Annotated in this window: 19 protein-coding genes; 5 read left to right on the forward strand and 14 right to left on the reverse strand. The window is 59.0% G+C overall.

Annotated elements, in window-relative coordinates:
* Window positions 1-178 precede the first annotated feature (178 nt).
* Window positions 179-889, reverse strand: a complete 711-nt coding sequence (locus ACN0VH_RS09740) for a COQ9 family protein (protein WP_278922876.1) — start codon at window positions 887-889, stop codon at window positions 179-181.
* 169 nt (window positions 890-1058) lie between these two features.
* On the opposite strand from ACN0VH_RS09740, the gene rpsU reads away from it, so the two are divergent.
* The gene (gene rpsU, locus ACN0VH_RS09745) at window positions 1059-1265 is read left to right on the forward strand and encodes a 30S ribosomal protein S21 (protein WP_008207378.1); all 207 of its coding nucleotides are present in this window, start codon (window positions 1059-1061) and stop codon (window positions 1263-1265) included.
* A 457-nt stretch (window positions 1266-1722) separates the two neighbouring features.
* Window positions 1723-2307: a MarR family winged helix-turn-helix transcriptional regulator gene (locus tag ACN0VH_RS09750; RefSeq protein ID WP_417700513.1), complete on the forward strand. Its 585-nt coding sequence runs from the start codon at window positions 1723-1725 to the stop codon at window positions 2305-2307.
* Window positions 2308-2319: 12 nt separating this feature from the next.
* Here the strand turns inward: ACN0VH_RS09750 and ppk2 are convergent, their stop codons facing one another.
* From ppk2 to ACN0VH_RS09765, 3 genes are all read right to left on the reverse strand, one after another.
* A complete protein-coding gene (ppk2, locus tag ACN0VH_RS09755; RefSeq protein WP_278922874.1) occupies window positions 2320-3237 on the reverse strand; it encodes a polyphosphate kinase 2 in 918 nt (305 codons plus the stop codon).
* Between the two features lie 230 nt (window positions 3238-3467).
* The gene (locus ACN0VH_RS09760; RefSeq protein WP_417700514.1) at window positions 3468-5066 is read right to left on the reverse strand and encodes a GMC family oxidoreductase; all 1599 of its coding nucleotides are present in this window, start codon (window positions 5064-5066) and stop codon (window positions 3468-3470) included.
* Window positions 5067-5173: 107 nt separating this feature from the next.
* Window positions 5174-5632 (reverse strand): Lrp/AsnC family transcriptional regulator, encoded by a 459-nt coding sequence (locus tag ACN0VH_RS09765; RefSeq protein WP_278922872.1) that lies wholly within the window; start codon window positions 5630-5632, stop codon window positions 5174-5176.
* Between the two features lie 135 nt (window positions 5633-5767).
* Here ACN0VH_RS09765 and ald point away from each other — a divergent pair, with 135 nt between their 5' ends.
* Together ald and ACN0VH_RS09775 are read left to right on the forward strand one after the other, a co-directional pair.
* Window positions 5768-6886: an alanine dehydrogenase gene (gene ald / locus ACN0VH_RS09770; protein WP_417700515.1), complete on the forward strand. Its 1119-nt coding sequence runs from the start codon at window positions 5768-5770 to the stop codon at window positions 6884-6886.
* A 161-nt stretch (window positions 6887-7047) separates the two neighbouring features.
* On the forward strand, window positions 7048-7854 hold the full coding sequence (locus ACN0VH_RS09775; protein ID WP_417700516.1) for a mechanosensitive ion channel family protein: 807 nt from the start codon (window positions 7048-7050) through the stop codon (window positions 7852-7854).
* A gap of 120 nt (window positions 7855-7974) precedes the next feature.
* Here ACN0VH_RS09775 and ACN0VH_RS09780 read toward each other — a convergent pair whose 3' ends face one another.
* The 4 genes from ACN0VH_RS09780 to ACN0VH_RS09795 all read right to left on the reverse strand — a co-directional run bounded on the left by ACN0VH_RS09780 (window position 7975) and on the right by ACN0VH_RS09795 (window position 10310).
* On the reverse strand, window positions 7975-8427 hold the full coding sequence (locus ACN0VH_RS09780) for a hypothetical protein (RefSeq protein WP_278922869.1): 453 nt from the start codon (window positions 8425-8427) through the stop codon (window positions 7975-7977).
* Between the two features lie 160 nt (window positions 8428-8587).
* Window positions 8588-9127 (reverse strand): GNAT family N-acetyltransferase, encoded by a 540-nt coding sequence (locus tag ACN0VH_RS09785; RefSeq protein ID WP_278922868.1) that lies wholly within the window; start codon window positions 9125-9127, stop codon window positions 8588-8590.
* A gap of 25 nt (window positions 9128-9152) precedes the next feature.
* Window positions 9153-9602 carry a YtoQ family protein gene (locus ACN0VH_RS09790; RefSeq protein ID WP_278922867.1) on the reverse strand — a complete coding sequence of 150 codons (450 nt, stop codon included), beginning with the start codon at window positions 9600-9602 and terminating at the stop codon, window positions 9153-9155.
* A gap of 69 nt (window positions 9603-9671) precedes the next feature.
* Entirely contained in the window at window positions 9672-10310 is a 639-nt protein-coding gene (locus ACN0VH_RS09795) for a class I SAM-dependent methyltransferase (RefSeq protein WP_417700517.1), read from the reverse strand.
* A gap of 87 nt (window positions 10311-10397) precedes the next feature.
* On the opposite strand from ACN0VH_RS09795, the gene ACN0VH_RS09800 reads away from it, so the two are divergent.
* Entirely contained in the window at window positions 10398-11276 is an 879-nt protein-coding gene (locus ACN0VH_RS09800; RefSeq protein WP_278922865.1) for a LysR family transcriptional regulator, read from the forward strand.
* A gap of 159 nt (window positions 11277-11435) precedes the next feature.
* Here ACN0VH_RS09800 and pheT read toward each other — a convergent pair whose 3' ends face one another.
* The 6 genes from pheT to ACN0VH_RS09830 all read right to left on the reverse strand — a co-directional run bounded on the left by pheT (window position 11436) and on the right by ACN0VH_RS09830 (window position 17067).
* Window positions 11436-13832 (reverse strand): phenylalanine--tRNA ligase subunit beta, encoded by a 2397-nt coding sequence (pheT, locus tag ACN0VH_RS09805; protein ID WP_417700518.1) that lies wholly within the window; start codon window positions 13830-13832, stop codon window positions 11436-11438.
* A 271-nt stretch (window positions 13833-14103) separates the two neighbouring features.
* Window positions 14104-14721, reverse strand: coding sequence for a hypothetical protein (locus ACN0VH_RS09810; RefSeq protein ID WP_417700519.1), 618 nt, complete (start codon window positions 14719-14721; stop codon window positions 14104-14106).
* 135 nt (window positions 14722-14856) lie between these two features.
* Complete coding sequence (gene pheS / locus ACN0VH_RS09815; RefSeq protein ID WP_278922862.1) at window positions 14857-15930, reverse strand: phenylalanine--tRNA ligase subunit alpha; 1074 nt, start codon at window positions 15928-15930, stop codon at window positions 14857-14859.
* 219 nt (window positions 15931-16149) lie between these two features.
* Entirely contained in the window at window positions 16150-16515 is a 366-nt protein-coding gene (gene rplT, locus ACN0VH_RS09820) for a 50S ribosomal protein L20 (RefSeq protein ID WP_232402929.1), read from the reverse strand.
* Window positions 16516-16529: 14 nt separating this feature from the next.
* The gene (rpmI, locus tag ACN0VH_RS09825) at window positions 16530-16730 is read right to left on the reverse strand and encodes a 50S ribosomal protein L35 (protein WP_083098539.1); all 201 of its coding nucleotides are present in this window, start codon (window positions 16728-16730) and stop codon (window positions 16530-16532) included.
* A 112-nt stretch (window positions 16731-16842) separates the two neighbouring features.
* A complete protein-coding gene (locus ACN0VH_RS09830; protein ID WP_278922861.1) occupies window positions 16843-17067 on the reverse strand; it encodes a hypothetical protein in 225 nt (74 codons plus the stop codon).
* Window positions 17068-17079 lie beyond the last annotated feature (12 nt).

Consider the following 17079-nt stretch of genomic DNA (forward strand, 5'->3'; position numbering starts at 1 on the left):
TCTTGTCTTCTTTGGCACCAGCTTGTCACGGGCGCCGGGCATTGCCCAGCCTGATGCGAAAGCCTGTCGCGTTCCTTTACCGTCACGCGATTTGCTCTTACTTGGTAATCTATCATGCTGCAGGAGCACGTAACCGATGCACAGTGTTACGCAACCTGCCCTGGGTCACAACCCGCAGTCACGAACCGCGAGACTGCCCCGGCAAATCGTCATGCGGGGCCGGGCGTCTGATCTGGGCCGACAGCCAAGCAGGGCCGGCCAGGAACGGCTTGAGCAAGGGATTCTTGTTCAGGTCCGCCTTGACCTTTTCAAACTGCATCACATTATCGATGCGCCGATCCAGAAACTCCCAGGTTGCCTGATGATCAGGACTGTCATCGCCCAGCCAATACAGCAGCGTCGAAGAATAGACCCCCGACAGTATGGTGCGCTTGCTGTACCAGTTCAGGTCGTCCGATGTGTCGCCCAGCGCTGTCCAGATGGCATCGCAGGTTCCCCAGACCAGCTTGGCACCTTCGGCGGCGTGGTTGGGCAGCGCAAAGAGCGTCACACCGCGCCGCACCGCGTCCTTGTCCTCGGCCGCGTCCAGGCGATAGCGCACAAGGGCGGCAATCTTGTCACGAAACCGCAGCCCCGACAGATCTGACGCCGCCAGACGCGCCAGCATCGCCTGATCGCCGCGCTGGTGATAGGCCACCGCCAGATCCAGGGCACCGCGCGGGCACAGCGCCTGCGCCAGCACCGGATTTACATCGGCATCGGCAATCGCTGCGTCAAAACTCGCCTTGGACCAGCCATCAAATACCACATGCAGCAGGGCCGCATCCAGCAGCTGATCCATCAGACCGTCATTGCCAGCGGGGGTGTCTTGATTTTCCTCGGTGCTCATCTTGGCCTCTCCAGGTTATTGGTGCGAGATCGGATCGCAATTGCCCGCGCCCTGATAAATAGGGTCTGACAGCGACATATCACAGTACTAGACAAGATGCAGGGGCTTTGCTATATGGCCACTTCCTGCAAATCCTTGCAACTCTATCTAGAAAGGTGGTGAAAACCACATGCAGGTTAGTGTTCGTGACAACAATGTCGATCAGGCGCTCCGCGCTCTGAAGAAAAAGCTGCAGCGTGAAGGCGTCTTCCGTGAAATGAAGCTCAAGCAACATTTCGAGAAGCCGTCCGAGAAAAAAGCGCGCGAGAAAGCTGAAGCTATCCGTCGTGCCCGTAAACTGGCGCGTAAGAAAGCACAGCGCGAAGGTATGCTCTAAGCTCCTTCTATCCGCCTTTTGGGCTTCCAGTTTTCTTCTGGACACAAAGTTGATGACCCCCGCGCCCTGGCTCGGGGGTTTGTCATTTTGAGGGCCTTGAAACCATGTGTAGCGCGCCCTTGGCCCCGTTAGCGCGAAAATCCGCTCACCACTAAACTTTAGCGTGTATTCCTGCACAGCTTGCCGTATGGTTCTCTTACGGGGCAACACACCCAAGGGTGTCCGCCCATGTGCTTGCAGCCGGATTTGGAACGCCCGGCTCTGCCCGAGATGACAATGCGCGGCTTTTGGTACGATAGCGGCGCGCGCCTTCCCCCTGCGCACAGGCAATTGTCATCTCGGGGCCTTCCCCTGATGCATCCAAGACAGATCAAAGGCGGCGCGCCTTGGGCAAAGCCATGCTACCGGCAGGTCAGCGTGTGTTGATCTGTCAACACGACAGCCATAAGATGCCGCCATGACACAGCCCCCATCAATCGTGCCGCCCCCATCTGACTTGCCCGGCCTGCCCCACGAGGCGCAAGATGCCGACGACCCGTCAGCGCTGAGGGATGATTTATTCCTGGTCACCGCCACAGGTGCCCCGGATGATCCTGCTGCGACGACCCTCAGCTATCGCAACAGCCCCGTTGTTCTGGTTACCTTTGCCGGCAACCGCCTGACCCGAGAGGCAACGCGCGCCTATCAGGCGGAATTTGGCATCGGCGTGATGGATTGGCGTATGCTGGTGATGCTGACCCGCAGCCCCGGCTGCCCCGTGGCCGAAGCCACGCGCGTCACGGGCATCGACAAGGCGGCCGTTAGCCGCTCTTTGCAGCGGTTAGAGACCAACGGTCTGGCGCGTGCCCTTGCCACGACGGGCGGCGATGAACGGCGAAAGGCCTGGTACCTGACCCCAGAGGGGCAGGCCCTGCACGCCCGCATCCTGCCCCGCGCACTAGAACGCCAAAGAGACCTGCTGAAGGGTTTCACCGAGGCGGAAACCGTCAGTTTCACGCAGTATCTGCAACGCTTTCTCGATAATGCCAATGCCCTGGACTAGACCCTCTCGCGGTCAGTAGACCTTTGGCACATAGAGTTCATCCGGCAGCACCCGGCGTTCGTAATCAGGGTTATATTCCCGGTCCGGCAGCGTGACTTTTTCGCTGGGGACGTCCTGATAGGGGATCTTGCTCAAAAGGTGTTCGATACAGTTCAGGCGTTCGCGCTTTTTATCATTACCTTCAACGATATACCAAGGGGCCTCGGGGATGTTGGTACGTTCGAACATCTCTTCCTTGGCTTTGGTATATTGCTCCCAGCGAATGCGGCTTTCCAGATCCATTGGTGACAGCTTCCACTGTTTCATCGGATCGTGAATACGCATCATAAAGCGCAGCTGCTGTTCTTCGTCGGTGATAGAGAACCAGTATTTCAGCACGATGGTATTGGAGCGCACCAGCATACGCTCAAACTCGGGCACATCGCGGAAAAATGTCTCGACCTGGTCGTCATCGGCAAAGCCCATCACCCGTTCAACCCCGGCGCGGTTGTACCAGGATCGGTCAAACAGCACGATTTCGCCCCCCGAAGGCAGATGCGGCACGTAGCGCTGGAAATACCACTGGCTTTGCTCGCGGCGGCTGGGCGCTGGCAGGGCGACGACCCGCGCCACCCGCGGGTTGAGCCGTTGGGTAATCCGCTTGATTACTCCGCCTTTGCCGGCGCTGTCGCGCCCTTCCATGATGACCAGAACCTTGGCCCCGGTTTCGACCACCCAATCCTGCAGTTTGATCAGCTCAGCCTGCAGGCGCAGCAGGTTGCGGAAATAGACCTGCCGATCCAGCATCTCGGGGTGCTGCTCGCGGTAGATCTTGCGCAGCTCCATCGACAGCATCGGTTCTGCGAATTCAATTTCGATATCCTCGTCCAATGTGTCCTGAAGCTCGGCTTCAAGCCAATCAAAGGAGTCGGGTTCGATATCGCTGGTCACAGGCCTATTCCTTTACTGTGTTATCTGTTGCGGATGCCACTAACACGCCAGTGTAATCCTTTGATGTCAGTCTTGAAACCAAACAGCGTTCACATCGCAGTCAGCTCAGCGCCGGGCCACGCGCCCAGCGCAACACAAGACACCTTTGCCTCAATGAATGCGAGATCGCCACCGGGTGCAACCATCTTTGCCCGCTTTGCAGCATTGCGGTAGCACCGGGAGCCCGGAGTTTAGGCAGCCGCAGCCTTTGCTGTGGCCAGGATCAGATCAGCGGCTTTTTCGCCAATCATGATGCTGGGCGCATTGGTATTGCCGCTGGGGATGGTGGGCATGGCACTGGCATCCGCCACCCGCAGCCCCCGGACCCCGCGCAGCCGCAAATCGCCATCCAGCGGCGCAGCCTCATCTGTCCCCATATGCACGGTGCAGGTGGGGTGAAAGATCGTGGTGCCAATGTCGCCCGCCGCCCGCATCAGATCCGCCGCATCGTCAGACCCGCCGCCCGGCTTCATTTCTTGCGGGCCATAGGCGCGCATGGCAGGTTGCGCCATGATCGCCCGCGCCTGCCGAATCGCCGCAACCGCCACCTGCCGGTCGCCTTCGGTGGACAGGTAATTGGGCGCAATCACCGGTGCCTGATGCGGATCCCCCGAGGCGATCTGCACCGTACCCCGGCTTTCGGGGCGCAGGTTGCAGACACTGGCAGTCAGGCCGGGAAAGTCATGCAGCGGCTGACCAAAGGCCTCCAGCGTCAGGGGCTGCACATGATATTCCAGATCCGGCGTCGCCAGATCTGGACGCGAACGCGCAAAGGCCCCCAGTTGACTGGGTGCCATCGACATCGGCCCCGAACGTTTCAGCACATACTCCAGGCCAATACGGGCCTTGCCCAACACAGAGTTTGCCAATGTGTTCAGCGTGCGCCCCTGTTCCAACCGCCAGGCACAGCGTAGTTGCAGGTGATCCTGCAGATTGGCCCCAACGGCCGGCATGTCGCGCCGCACCTCGATGCCGTGCTGCTGCAACAGCTCCCCTGGCCCCAGGCCGGACAGTTGCAGGATCTGCGGCGAGTTCACTGCCCCAGCCGAAAGCACCACCTCGCCGCGCGCCCGCGCCTGATGAGTGACACCGCCCTTGTCATATTCCACTCCAACCGCGCGACCTTCCTTAATCAGGATGCGGCGGGTATGGGCCTGGGTCTCGACCTTCAGATTGCTGCCGGTCACCGTGCGCAAGAACGCCTTGGCGGTATTCATCCGCCAGCCACCACGCTGGTTGACCCGAAAATACCCAACGCCTTCGTTGTTGCCGGTGTTGAAATCGGTGACCTTGGGCAGCCCCCAACTGGCAGCGGCCTCCATCCAGTCGTCCAGCACATCCCAGCGCAGCCGCTGGTTTTCCACCCGCCATTCGCCGCCTTCGCCGTGCATGTCCGAGGCACCTTCGACATAGTCTTCGGATTTCTTGAAATAGGGCAGCACATCGTCCCAGCCCCAGCCCACCAGCCCACGCTGACGCCAGCCATCATAATCCGCCGCCTGACCACGCAGATAGAGCATCCCATTGATCGACGAGCAGCCCCCCAGCACCTTGCCACGCGGATAAAGCAGGCTGCGCCCGTTCAGTCCGGGTTCAGCGGCGGTGCGATACATCCAGTCGGTACGCGGGTTGTCGATGCAATAGAGATAGCCCATTGGGATATGGACCCAGTGGTAATTGTCCTTGCCGCCGGCCTCCAGCAGCAGGACCCGATGGCCTGCCTCGCTCAGTCGTTTGGCAATAACACATCCGGCGCTGCCTGCGCCCACCACGATATAGTCCCACTCCATGGCCTGCCTCCCGCTCTCAATCCCCCGCAGCAGAGCACAGTTCGGCGCCGCAAGACAGAGGCAAATCTGCAAAACCCATTTGCCATCAACAGCTTGTACAATTCACCCTAAACCGGCAGCGCTGTGGTCTTGAAGACGGTGCGCAGGGCAAAACTGGATTGCATCTGCGCCACCCCCGGCAGCCGGGTCAGGTGCTGGCGGTGGATGCGCGCAAAATCATCCGTGTTTTCCGCCACCACCTTGAGCAAATAATCCGCCGTTCCCGCCATCAGGTGGCATTCCAGCACATCCGGGATCCGCGCCACGGCGCGTTCAAAGGCATCCAACAGCTCATCCGCCTGGCTTTGCAGGGTGATCTCAACAAACACCGTCGTTGAAACTGCCATCTTGCGGGCATCCAGCAGCGCGACGTAATCTTTGATATAGCCATCGCCTTCCAACCGCTGTACCCTTCGGTGACAGGCTGATGCCGACAGGTTGACCCGCTCGCTTAGCTCTGCGTTAGAGATCCGGCCCCGCCGTTGCAACACCTGCAAAATCCGACGATCCGTGCCATCCAGAGACATTTTTTCAAAGATCCTTGCTACTTTCCGCTGGTGTATTCGAAGAATCTTCGAATGTCATGTTTTTATTACGCACAGAAAAGCAGCACTTTCCCCGCCAGCTGCGTCAGACTGACGCAATAATATGGAGGAGAGATCATGAAAATCGGCTGCCCTACAGAGATCAAGCCACAGGAATTTCGCGTCGGCATTAGCCCTGACGCCGCCCGAGAGGCCGTTCAGCATGGCCATCAGGTGCTTATACAAAAAGGCGCAGGCCTGGGCGCAGGCTTTACCGATGCTGACTATCTTACCTCTGGCGCTGTGGTGATCGACACCGCAGAAGAAATCTTTGCCACCGCAGACATGATCGTCAAAGTGAAGGAACCCCAGGCCGTTGAGCGCAAGATGCTGCGCGAAGGCCAATTGCTGTTCACCTATCTGCACCTGGCCCCAGATCCGGCCCAGACCACCGATCTGTTGGAATCCGGCTGTACAGCCATTGCCTATGAAACAGTGACAGATGCCCATGGCGGCCTGCCGCTGCTGGCGCCAATGTCCGAAGTGGCCGGTCGGCTGGCCCCACAGGTCGGCGCCTGGACCCTGCAAAAAGCCAATGGCGGGCGCGGCATTCTGATGGGCGGCGTGCCCGGCGTGGCCCCGGCCAAGGTCGCGGTGATTGGTGGCGGCGTTGTCGGCACCCATGCGGCCAAGATCGCCGCAGGCATGGGCGCGGATGTCACCATTCTGGATCGTTCCCTGACCCGGCTGAAATATCTGGATGATGTCTTCGGCCGCGATTTCAAAAACCAATATTCTACCGTTGGCGCCACTGCCGATCTGGTGCGCGATGCAGACATGGTGATCGGCGCAGTGCTGATCCCCGGCGCCGAAGCCCCAAAGCTCGTTTCGCGCGCCATGCTAAGCGAAATGAAACCTGGCGCTGCGCTGGTGGATGTGGCCATCGACCAGGGTGGCTGCTTTGAAACCTCTCGGGCCACCACCCATGCCGACCCGATCTATGAGGTCGACGGCATCATGCATTACTGCGTGGCCAACATGCCCGGTGCAGTTGCCCGCACCTCGACCCAGGCGCTGGGGAATGCCACCCTGCCCTTTATGCTGAACCTGGCGAACAAGGGCTGGCGGCAGGCCTGCGAAGATGATCCGCATCTGCTGAACGGTCTGAATGTCCATGCCGGCAAGCTGACCTATTACGCGGTTGGCAAAGCCCTGGGGCTAGATGTGATCTCTCCGGCCATCGCGCTGAAGTCGTAGGGTCGCAGAACGCGCCAGCCAGGCCCGCTGGCCCGCATACCATTCGCAAGCCCCCAAATCCGTTTGGGGGCTTTTTGCCGTGTAACTCCCCTTGCGGGACTGGGCCAAGACGTGTTTCACAAAAGATAGGCCTTAAACAAACCAAAAAGAGTGAGACAGAGATGAACGGTGTTATGGAACAAGGACTGGCCTACTGGCCCCTGGTATTAAGCGGCATCAAGGCGCTGGTGGTGCTAATCATCGGCTGGATTGCCGTCGGCATGATCAGCGAAACCGTGCGCAAGCGGATCAATTCCACCCCGGAGATTGACGCCACTTTGGGCAATTTCATCGCAAGTATGCTGCGTTGGGCCCTGCTGGCGGTGGTGCTGATTGCCGTGCTGGGGATCTTTGGCATCGAGGCCACCAGCCTGGTTGCCATGATGGGTGCTGCCACCCTGGCCATTGGCCTGGCCCTGCAGGGCACCCTGAGCGACCTGGCAGCAGGCTTTATGCTGATCCTGTTTCGCCCCTATAAGATTGGCCAATATGTGGATATTGGCGGCACCAGCGGGACCGTCAAGGATCTCAACCTGTTTGTGACCGAACTGACCACCCCTGACAACGTGCAGATCATTGTACCCAATGGTCAGGCCTGGGGATCAATCATCACCAACTTCTCGCATCACGCCACGCGCCGGGTGGATCTGGTCTTTGGCATTGACTATGGCGATAGTGCCGATGCTGCCAAGGCTGTCATCCTTGAGCTGGCCGCAGCCGACAGCCGCATCAAGACAGACCCGGAACCCTGGGTGCGGGTCACCAATCTCGGCGATAGCTCTGTGGATTTGACCACCCGCCTGTGGTGCGACGCGGCAGACTATTGGGAGGTGAAATTCGCCATGACCCAGGCTGTCAAGGAAGCCTTTGACAAGAAAGGTATTTCCATCCCCTATCCACATACAGTGGAAATCAAACGCAACGCATAAGGGTAATCACCCTTCTACCTATGCGCCCCAACACCCCGCCAATGGCGGGGTGTTCTGTATTACGACCTGGTGGACAGAGCAGCGGATCTTGCATCTGTCCGCGCGGTCACACACCCCCGGTCAGGTAAAGGGCGACCGCCCGCCCAAGTTTGTCATCCCATCTAAATCGGCATAGGCCCAGCGCGCGGCCAGCAGTTGATAGCTGCGGTGTTCCCAGCCAGAGGTATCCCTTTGGAACCGGGGCCGCCAAGATCCTTCCACACGAATGCCCAGGCGAACACTGTTGATCTGCGGTGGCTCGGTGCCAGATTTTGCCGCCGCATGGTTCAGGCGTGCATACATGGTCTTCAGGCGGCTTTCGATCCCCAAGGCCTCTTTTGTGCGACGCCCGGCAAAGATGACAAAGACTTCGGCGGTCCCATTGAGATAGCCACGGATCACCAGATCGCCCCGGCTGCTGCGCTTGATATGAGGCACCAGGGCCACCCGGAACTGGCCCAGGTCTTTTTTGAACAGCCCCCTGTCCTCGACTTTGGGCGTAATGTCTTTGAGCGCGCTGCGACGGTTCTGCATAGGTATTTTCCACAAGAGCCCCACAGGCGAAGCCCCTAAATGACTGAAAGAGAGATATCTGCCAAGCAACCTAGAGGTTGGCCGTTAAAGATAAGTTTTCACAAAACCAAAACCGCCACCCTAGGTGCAGATCTTTGTGACATATCTGGGGGCTATGCCTTCAGACAGATGTGGCAGTCGGTCCAGGGCGTGTCAAAACCTGCATCTCCGCGCCCTGATACCGGGCCATCCCCGTTGGCTGATAGCCCAAGCCCGAAGCCAGCCGCAGCGAGGCCTTGTGATCCGGATCAATGATCGCAATGGCTTGGTCCCAATCCTTGTTTTCATCCGCCCATTGGTGAAGGCAGGCCAGGGCTTCACGTGCCAGCCCACGCCCCTGCGCGACAGGGGACAGCAGCCATCCTGCCTCGGGCACCACAGGCAGGGCTGGCGTCACCTCGCGGTGATAGATGGCAAATCCGGCTTCGCCCAGAAAACGGCCATCACTGCGATCACAGATCGCCCAATAGCCAAAGCCCAGGGCCTGCCAATGGCCAATGTAGCGCAGCAATCGCGCCCAGGACATCTCTTGCGTGCAGGGGCTGCCCCCGATGTATTTCACCACCTCGGGATCGGCCCATAGCGCCGCCAGATCGGCAAAATCCGCGCTGGCATGTGGCCGCAGGACCAAGCGTTCGGTTTCCAGAATTGGCACCTTCATCGCAACCTCCATCATTGCAGCCCCATTAGTTTGGCAGGCTGCCGTCCAGGACATAGGTCAGGATCTCAACCACCTGGCGCGGCTCTTCCGCTACGGCAAGGGCCGCAGCATGGACTTCTTTCAAGGCATGCTGATGGTCTGGCTGGCTAAGCACGATGATGGATTTCCCCAGCGCCGCCGCATAGCCGGCATCAAAGGCGGCGTTCCACTGTTTGTATTTTTCACCAAAGCGCACCACCACCACATCGGCCTCTTCCAGGCCTTTACGGGTGCGGATCGCATTCAGCTTGGCGCCCTTATGGTCATGCCAGAATTTGCTGTCCTCGGCGCCCAGGATCGCCACGCCGCAATCGTCGCTGGCCCCGTGATCAGTCACAGGGCTTTGAAAGGTCACATCCAGCCCCTTGGCGCCGTCGATGATCTGTTCACGCCAATCAGTGTGGATCTCACCGGATAGATATACATTCAGTGTCATGTTGCGCTCCTGCTCCAGTTGGTTTGTCCCAGACCTATGTCGGATCGCCCGACCACACCAGAGCACAAATCAAAGACGACGCGCCACGATATAGCGCCCCGGCGTTGAAACCGGGTAATTGCCGGTCTCGACCAGTTCAAACCCGGCGGCCTTGATCACGGCTTCAAGCGAGGTGATATCGAAAAAATGCACCGGACTGGTTGGCGCTTTGCCAAGAAAGCGCATCACCGGGATCATGGCCTTGAACAACCAATATTTGGCACTGCCTCGCGTCTCCCCCAGGCAGGGTGTCTTGGATATGAACAAAGCGCCCTTTGGCAGGCGCGCAGAGACCAGCGCCAATGCGGCCTGCAAATCTGGCAGCAGGTGTAAAAGGTTATGTGCCAAGACCACATCAAATGTGCCCTCTGGGGCCTGCGCAACGCTGCCCTGATGAAAATGGATATTGCCGACCCCGGCGGCGGCTGCCCGGTCCCGCGCAATGGCAAGCATGCCCTGTGACAGATCCGAAACGGTAATCTCGGCCACTTGGCTCGCCAGTTCAATTGCTGTCGAGCCCGTGCCGCAGCCCAATTCCAAAACCCGATCATCAGGTTTCAGATAGCTGCAGGTCCGCGCCAGCGCCTGCCGATAGGCCGCCTCATCACGGATGGGGTCTTCAGCATATTTGGCGGCAATTTTATCCCAGAACGGCGCGTCGGTTTTCATTCTGTCTCTCCTGATTTGGCCACAGCTTATCCATACGGAAACCACATATAAATTGCCAAAATTCGGGGATAACTTATACATATTTGCATGAACAAACCTGACTGGACCCATATCCGCGCCTTTCTCGCCACTGCTGAAACCGGCTCGCTGTCTGCGGCGGCGCGCCAACTTGGCCTGACCCAGCCAACGCTGTCCCGACAGGTCTCTGCGCTGGAGGCCGATCTGGGGGTCATGCTGTTTGAACGCCTTGGGCGCAGCCTTGCCTTGACAGATGCCGGGCGTGAGCTTTTACCACATGGGCGCAAGATGTCAGACGGTGCCGATGGGCTCAGCCTTGCCGCCAGTGCGCAGGCCCAGTCCATCGAAGGCACAATCCGCATCACCGCCAGCGACATGATGTCGGCCTTCGTGTTGCCACCTGTGTTGCAGACGCTACGGCAACAGGCCCCACGCCTGACCATTGATATCGTGGCCGCCAATGACATCCGTGACTTGATGCGGCGCGAGGCTGATATTGCCATTCGCCATGTGCGCCCCGACCAACCAGAGCTGATCACACGTCTGGTCCAAGAGGCCACGGCGCATTTTTACGCCGCGCCCAGTTACCTGGCTCGCCGGGGGCATCCCGGCTCACTCGCTGCTCTGTCTTCTCATGAATTTGTAAATTTCGGAGATATCCAGCGTTCTATCGAATTTCTTGCGCCGCTTGGCATTCACCTGACACACGATAATTTTCGCATCGGATCCAACAGCGGGCTCGCAGCCTGGGAGCTGGTCCGGCAGGGCTTTGGCATCGGAGCCATGGCAGATGATGTTGTCGAACACTCCAGCGGCGTCGAACGGCTGTTGACGGATCAGCCCCCCATCCGTTTTCCGGTCTGGCTGACAACCCACCGTGAGCTGCACAGCAGTCGGCGCATACGCCTGGTCTATGATCTGCTGGCCGAATTCTTTGCGGCAAAATAAAACGCGCCCCGAAGGGCACGCTTTACTGCATTGGATCTGGTATCGCCAAACCGGCAGGAGAGCCTGTCGCAATCATTCACATTCAGGCGACAGGCTCTCGTCTATTGATTTCGCATGTCAAATAACTCGAAACCGGAAACCACTTTCGAGCGACACGCTCTAGCCCCGCAGAGTGCCGCCAGTGGCCTTGGTCACCTTGGCAATGATCTTCTCGCTCACCGCCTCGATGTCCTTTTCCTTCAGCGTCTTGTCACTGGGCTGCAGGCGCACGGTCACGGCGAGGCTCTTTTTACCCTCGCCCAGGGCGCCGCCGATGAATTCATCAAAGATGCGCACCTCGGAGATCAGCGCCTTATCGGCACCAGAGGCCGCATTGACCAGTGTCAGCGCCTCGACCTCGGCATCCACCACAAAGGCGAAATCGCGTTCAACCGCCTGCAGGTCGCTTTGCGCCAGCGCGGCGCGGGTGGTGCCGCTTTTGCGTGGCAACGGCACCTCATCGGGCCAGATGCTAAAGGCAACGACTGGTCCTTTGACGCCCATCTCGGCGATCACCTTGGGGTGCAATTCACCAAAGATACCCAGCACTTTTTTCGGGCCAAGGCAAATCTTGCCATGACGCCCAGGGTGCCACCAGCTCTGCGCGCCGCGCAGGATCTGCACTTTGGCCGGGGCACCGATGGCCGCAAGAATGGCTTCGATATCGGCCTTGGCATCAAAGGTATCCACCGCGCGGGCGCTGCCATGCACATCCTTGGGACCGGTACGCCCCACCAGGATGCCCGAAATCAGGTTATGCTGCTCGCCCGGTTCACCACCATGAAAGGCCGGACCAACCTCGAACAGGGCCAGATCCATAAAGCCACGCGCCTGATTGCGCGCCGCCGCCTGCAACAGGCCTGGCAGCAAGGCAGGGCGCATATGCGACATCTCGGACGAGATCGGATTGGCCAGCATGGTCGCGTCATCACCGCCGCCAAACAGGGCCGCCGAGGGCTGGTCGATGAAGGTATAGCTGACCACTTCGTTATAGCCGAGGCTGGCAGCCGTGCGCCGCGCCATCTGCTGGCGGCGCTGCTGCGGTGTCATCACCGCCTTTGGAATGCCATCGGTGATACGGGGCAAGGGTTTGCCCTGCAGTTTGGTCAGCGAGGCAATGCGCGCCACCTCTTCCACCAGGTCGGCTTCTCCCTGCACATCAGGGCGCCAGCTGGGCACATGGGCCATGTTGCCTTCCAGACGGAAGCCAAGGCGGGTCAGGGTCTGACGCTGGTCGCTTTCGGGGATTTCCATACCAACCAGCGACTGCACCCGCTCTGCATCCAGCTTATAGGCGCGGCTGTGGTCGGGCGCGTCGCCCGCGATCACCACATCAGAGGCTTCGCCACCGCAAAGATCCAGGATCATCTGGGTTGCCATATGCAGCCCCTGAATGGTGAATTCAGGGTCGACACCGCGTTCAAACCGATAGCGCGCGTCCGAATTGATCTTGAGCGCACGACCGGTGAGCGCAATCTGTACGTGATCCCAAAAGGCGCTCTCGACAAAGACATCCACGGTCTCGTCGGTGCAGCCGGTCTCTTCGCCGCCCATGATACCACCGATGCTTTCTATCGCCTTGTCATCCGAGATCACCATCTGTCCGGCCGAGAAGGTATATTCCTTCTCGTCCAACGCCTTGAGCATCTCGCCGCCAGCCGCGCGGTGCACCCGCAGATTGCCACTGACCTTGGCGGCATCAAAGACATGCAGCGGGCGGTTCTGATCATAGGTAAAGAAGTTGGTGATATCGACCAGCGCCGAAATCGGCCGCAGACCAATCGCCTTTAGGCGATCCTGCAGCCACTGCGGGCTTGGGCCATTCTTGACGCCCCGGATCAGACGCCCAGAGAACAGCGGGCAGCCATCGCGGGTGTCTTCGTCAATGCTGATCTTGATCGGGCTTTCAAAGCTGCCTGCAACCGGGGCGTAATCCTTGGTCTTCAAGGTGCCAAGACCGCGCGCGGCCAGATCGCGGGCGATGCCATAGATTCCCAGCGCATCGGGGCGGTTGGGGGTAATGGCAATCTCGATCACCGGGTCCACCTTGGCGGGCTGGTTTTCCGCCAGCCAGTCGACAAAGCGGTCGCCCACTTCGCCCGAGGGCAGTTCGATAATGCCGTCATGTTCATCCGACAGCTCCAGCTCGCGCTCGGACGCCATCATGCCAAAGCTTTCCACGCCGCGGATCTTGCCGACGCCAATGGTGATGTCGAGACCGGGGATATACATGCCCGGCTTGCAGACCACCACGGTGATGCCTTCGCGGGCGTTGGGCGCGCCGCAGATGATCTGCATCTCGCCCTCATCCGTGTCCACCTTGCAGACCCGCAGCTTGTCCGCATCCGGGTGCTTTTCGGCGTGTTTCACATAGCCCAGGGTAAAATCCTTGAGCCGATCGCCGGGGTTGCTGATCTCTTCGACCTCAAGGCCAAGGTCAGTCAGGGTTTCAGCGATCTCATCCACTGATGCGTCAGTGTCGAGGTGATCTTTCAGCCAGGAAAGAGTGAATTTCATCGGTCAAGAGTCCTATGGCAAGCCATGCGTATACAGGCATAGGCAATGACAAAGATTGACGCCCGGCGCAAGTCTTGCTGGCCCTACCCGGCACGTCAGTGGGAGACTGCGGCGCAAATGCGTTGGGCGGGGCCCTGCGACTGCGTTGCAGATCATCGCAAAGGGCAGCGCCTGACCCTGGGTGGGTGCAAAGCGCCCTCCCGTGGGGAGGGTCGGGCGCTGCCCGGCCTATCGGCCGGGGTAAAAGCCAACTAGCGCGCCAGATCGTGCCTCATATACTGCTTGAGCCCTCAAATCGGCGGTTACGAAAACGGATCTGTCCCTGTAAGTTAAACGCCCCCTTTCGGATCGCATTCAGGAGCCGATTCACAATGGCGTCCATACCCTCTGCAGCCTTCTTTTGTCGTTCCTCCAATACCTTTGAAACCTCCGCTGCAGGAACGCTATCCGCTTCGCCAAAAAGCTCTGTAAGATCCATCGCCAGAGTCTTGAGCATTTCATGTGCCTCCTCGATAAAATCTGACAACATGTGCAAAATCGTCAAATCTATTAGCATTGAAGCCTTCAAGGCTCCTCTCTCCAGCTTTTCCTTAGCCTTGAAGCATTCATCTATGCCCGAACGCATGTCATTAGGGTTCCCAGCTCGAATACGAGAAACTGCTTTCTGCAAATCGTAAATTAAATCAAACACTTCTTTGTATGCGACCCGTTGCTCCAGCGCTATCTGTAGCTTTCGATCACGCTCCTTTTGCCAAGGATAAGCATAGAACGCGATGATGAATGCTGTTGCGCTTGCCAGCAGTGTTGGTCCCCAATCAGAAAAATCGCCCACCCACCCAAAATCCCGGCAGACATTTTCACAAGCCGTCATCACTTCAACAGAAGCCATTCGCTCAAATCCTCAAATCAATGCAGTGCAATTTTGAGGAGAGCATAGCGCCCGAACCGGGGTGGACGCAATCGCGCCCGCCCATGGGGCGGGTCGGGCGCGACGCGGGGCTGACGCCCCGCGAAACAAGTAATATTAGCGGCTCAAACCACCATGCAGCGTTGGCACGTCCAGGCATTGGAAACCGTAGTGGCGCAGCCAGCGCAGGTCGGAATCGAAGAAGGCGCGCAGGTCGGGGATGCCGTATTTCAGCATCGCCAGACGGTCGATGCCGATGCCAAAGGCAAAGCCCTGATAGACATCGGGGTCGATGCCACCAGCGGCGATCACCTTGGGGTGCACCATGCCAGAGCCGAGGATCTCCATCCAGTCGTCGCCTTCACCGATCTTCAGCTGGCCATTGTCCCAGGAACAGCGAATATCGACCTCGGCCGATGGTTCGGTGAAGGGGAAATGTGACGCGCGGAAGCGCAGCTCGACATCGTCCACTTCAAAGAAGCTTTTGACAAATTCCTCCAGCACCCACTTGAGGTTCGCCATAGAGATATCCTTGTCCAGGGCGAGGCCTTCGACCTGGTGGAACATCGGCGTGTGGGTCTGGTCATAGTCGGCGCGATAGACACCGCCGGGGCAGATGATGCGCAGGGGCGCGCCCATCTTTTCCATCGAACGGATCTGCACCGGGCTGGTATGGGTGCGCAGCACATGCGGCGGGCGGTCGTCGCCTGTCGCGCGGTGCATGTAGAACGTGTCCATCTCGGCCCGTGCGGGGTGATGGCCGGGGATATTCAGCGCGTCAAAGTTATACCAGTCGGTATCAATGCGCGGCCCTTCGGCAACGGAAAAGCCCAGCTCGGCAAAGATTGCGGTCAGCTCTTCCTGGGCCTGGCTGATCGGATGCAGACTGCCCTGACGCGAGGGGCGGACCGGCAGGGTCACATCCAGCCATTCGGTGCGCAGACGTTCGTCCAGCGCCGCATCGGCAAGGCCGACCTTTTTAGCGGCGAGGGCGGAATTGATCTCATCCTTCAGCGCGTTCAGCGCCGGGCCGGCCACCTGGCGCTCTTCGGGCGTCATCTTGCCCAGCTCGCGCATCTTCAGTGCAACTTCGCCTTTTTTGCCGACGGCGGCGACCCGAATGGTCTCTAGCGCGTTTTCATCGGCAGCATCGGCAATCTGCCCGAGGTATTTTGCTTTAAGATCGTCCATGACGGTCCCCTGAATTTTGGCTTAGGCTCTGCTACCACAAGAGCGCGCGAAAGCAAGTGCTGGCGTTGGGACCAATCCAGATGCCAGAAGACTATGGCTGATTGGCCCTACCCAACACGCAGATGCATCAGGCAGAGATACAGGACATATGAGCAGCGACCATAACAAAAGGCCGCCCCAAAGGAGCGGCCTTTCAGATCTGCGAAGCTCAAGAAAGCCTTAGGCTGCCAGTGCAGACTGGGCCTGGCGCACGATGGCACCAAAGGCTTCGGGCTCGTGCACGGCCAGGTCGGCCAGAACCTTACGGTCAACTTCAATACCGGCCAGGGTCAGACCATTGATGAAGCGGCTGTATGTCAGCGCTTCGTCATGGCTGCGGACGGCGGCGTTGATACGCTGGATCCACAGGGCGCGGAAATTGCGCTTACGCTGCTTCCGGTCACGGGTTGCGTATTGATTTGCCTTGTCGACGGCCTGACGGGCGACCTTGAAGGTGTTCTTACGGCGACCGTAATAACCTTTGGCTGCCTTGATGACCTTCTTGTGACGGGCGTGGGTTACGGTACCACCTTTAACGCGGGACATGTCTCAAACTCCTCTTAGCGATCGTAGGGCATATAGCCCTTGACGATTTTTGCATCGGGAGCAGACAGCTCCGCCGTACCGCGGGCGTTGCGGATGAATTTCTTGGTGCGTTTGATCATGCCGTGCTGTTTGCCGGCCTGAGCAGCCATGACCTTACCGGTCGCGGTCACCTTGAAGCGCTTTTTGGCGCTCGACTTCGTCTTCATTTTGGGCATTTCCGTCTCCTTCAATGCGGGTTCGGTCTATGCGCGACTCGGCATGCCACTTCCGGCCGGCCACGCGAACAGGATGGCCATGTACGAAAGCTGCCGGCAAAGGGCAAGCGAATTATCCCAAAAAACGCCCCAGAACCGAGAAAAACACATCCGGGATCTGTTCAATACGATAGCCACCGGGATGGGACAGCACGGCATAGACAATAAGGCCCGCCCCTGACAGCAACAAGAATGCTGAACTGCGGGGCGGGCGATTCTCGCTCAGATTTGAAAGAATAGCGGGAATGGACAGGCCGCCAAGAATGATCCCCAAGATCAAAGCCAGATCACTATCCATTCCACCCCCTAC

The organism is Pseudophaeobacter sp., from assembly GCF_048267565.1.
Taxonomy (GTDB): Bacteria; Pseudomonadota; Alphaproteobacteria; order Rhodobacterales; family Rhodobacteraceae; genus Pseudophaeobacter; species Pseudophaeobacter profundi.

Excerpts from the sequence above, each read along its gene's own strand:
- ACN0VH_RS09775 (WP_417700516.1), top strand. The coding sequence starts at position 7,048 with ATGAACGGTGTTATGGAACAAGGACTGGCCTACTGGCCCCTGGTATTA.
- rpmI (WP_083098539.1), bottom strand. The coding sequence starts at position 16,730 with ATGCCCAAAATGAAGACGAAGTCGAGCGCCAAAAAGCGCTTCAAGGTG.
- pheS (WP_278922862.1), bottom strand. The coding sequence starts at position 15,930 with ATGGACGATCTTAAAGCAAAATACCTCGGGCAGATTGCCGATGCTGCC.
- ald (WP_417700515.1), top strand. The coding sequence starts at position 5,768 with ATGAAAATCGGCTGCCCTACAGAGATCAAGCCACAGGAATTTCGCGTC.
- ACN0VH_RS09800 (WP_278922865.1), top strand. The coding sequence starts at position 10,398 with ATGAACAAACCTGACTGGACCCATATCCGCGCCTTTCTCGCCACTGCT.
- ACN0VH_RS09830 (WP_278922861.1), bottom strand. The coding sequence starts at position 17,067 with ATGGATAGTGATCTGGCTTTGATCTTGGGGATCATTCTTGGCGGCCTG.
- ACN0VH_RS09765 (WP_278922872.1), bottom strand. The coding sequence starts at position 5,632 with ATGTCTCTGGATGGCACGGATCGTCGGATTTTGCAGGTGTTGCAACGG.
- ACN0VH_RS09795 (WP_417700517.1), bottom strand. The coding sequence starts at position 10,310 with ATGAAAACCGACGCGCCGTTCTGGGATAAAATTGCCGCCAAATATGCT.
- rpsU (WP_008207378.1), top strand. The coding sequence starts at position 1,059 with ATGCAGGTTAGTGTTCGTGACAACAATGTCGATCAGGCGCTCCGCGCT.
- ACN0VH_RS09785 (WP_278922868.1), bottom strand. The coding sequence starts at position 9,127 with ATGAAGGTGCCAATTCTGGAAACCGAACGCTTGGTCCTGCGGCCACAT.
- ACN0VH_RS09750 (WP_417700513.1), top strand. The coding sequence starts at position 1,723 with ATGACACAGCCCCCATCAATCGTGCCGCCCCCATCTGACTTGCCCGGC.
- pheT (WP_417700518.1), bottom strand. The coding sequence starts at position 13,832 with ATGAAATTCACTCTTTCCTGGCTGAAAGATCACCTCGACACTGACGCA.
- ACN0VH_RS09740 (WP_278922876.1), bottom strand. The coding sequence starts at position 889 with ATGAGCACCGAGGAAAATCAAGACACCCCCGCTGGCAATGACGGTCTG.
- ACN0VH_RS09760 (WP_417700514.1), bottom strand. The coding sequence starts at position 5,066 with ATGGAGTGGGACTATATCGTGGTGGGCGCAGGCAGCGCCGGATGTGTT.
- ACN0VH_RS09810 (WP_417700519.1), bottom strand. The coding sequence starts at position 14,721 with ATGGCTTCTGTTGAAGTGATGACGGCTTGTGAAAATGTCTGCCGGGAT.
- ACN0VH_RS09780 (WP_278922869.1), bottom strand. The coding sequence starts at position 8,427 with ATGCAGAACCGTCGCAGCGCGCTCAAAGACATTACGCCCAAAGTCGAG.
- rplT (WP_232402929.1), bottom strand. The coding sequence starts at position 16,515 with ATGTCCCGCGTTAAAGGTGGTACCGTAACCCACGCCCGTCACAAGAAG.
- ACN0VH_RS09790 (WP_278922867.1), bottom strand. The coding sequence starts at position 9,602 with ATGACACTGAATGTATATCTATCCGGTGAGATCCACACTGATTGGCGT.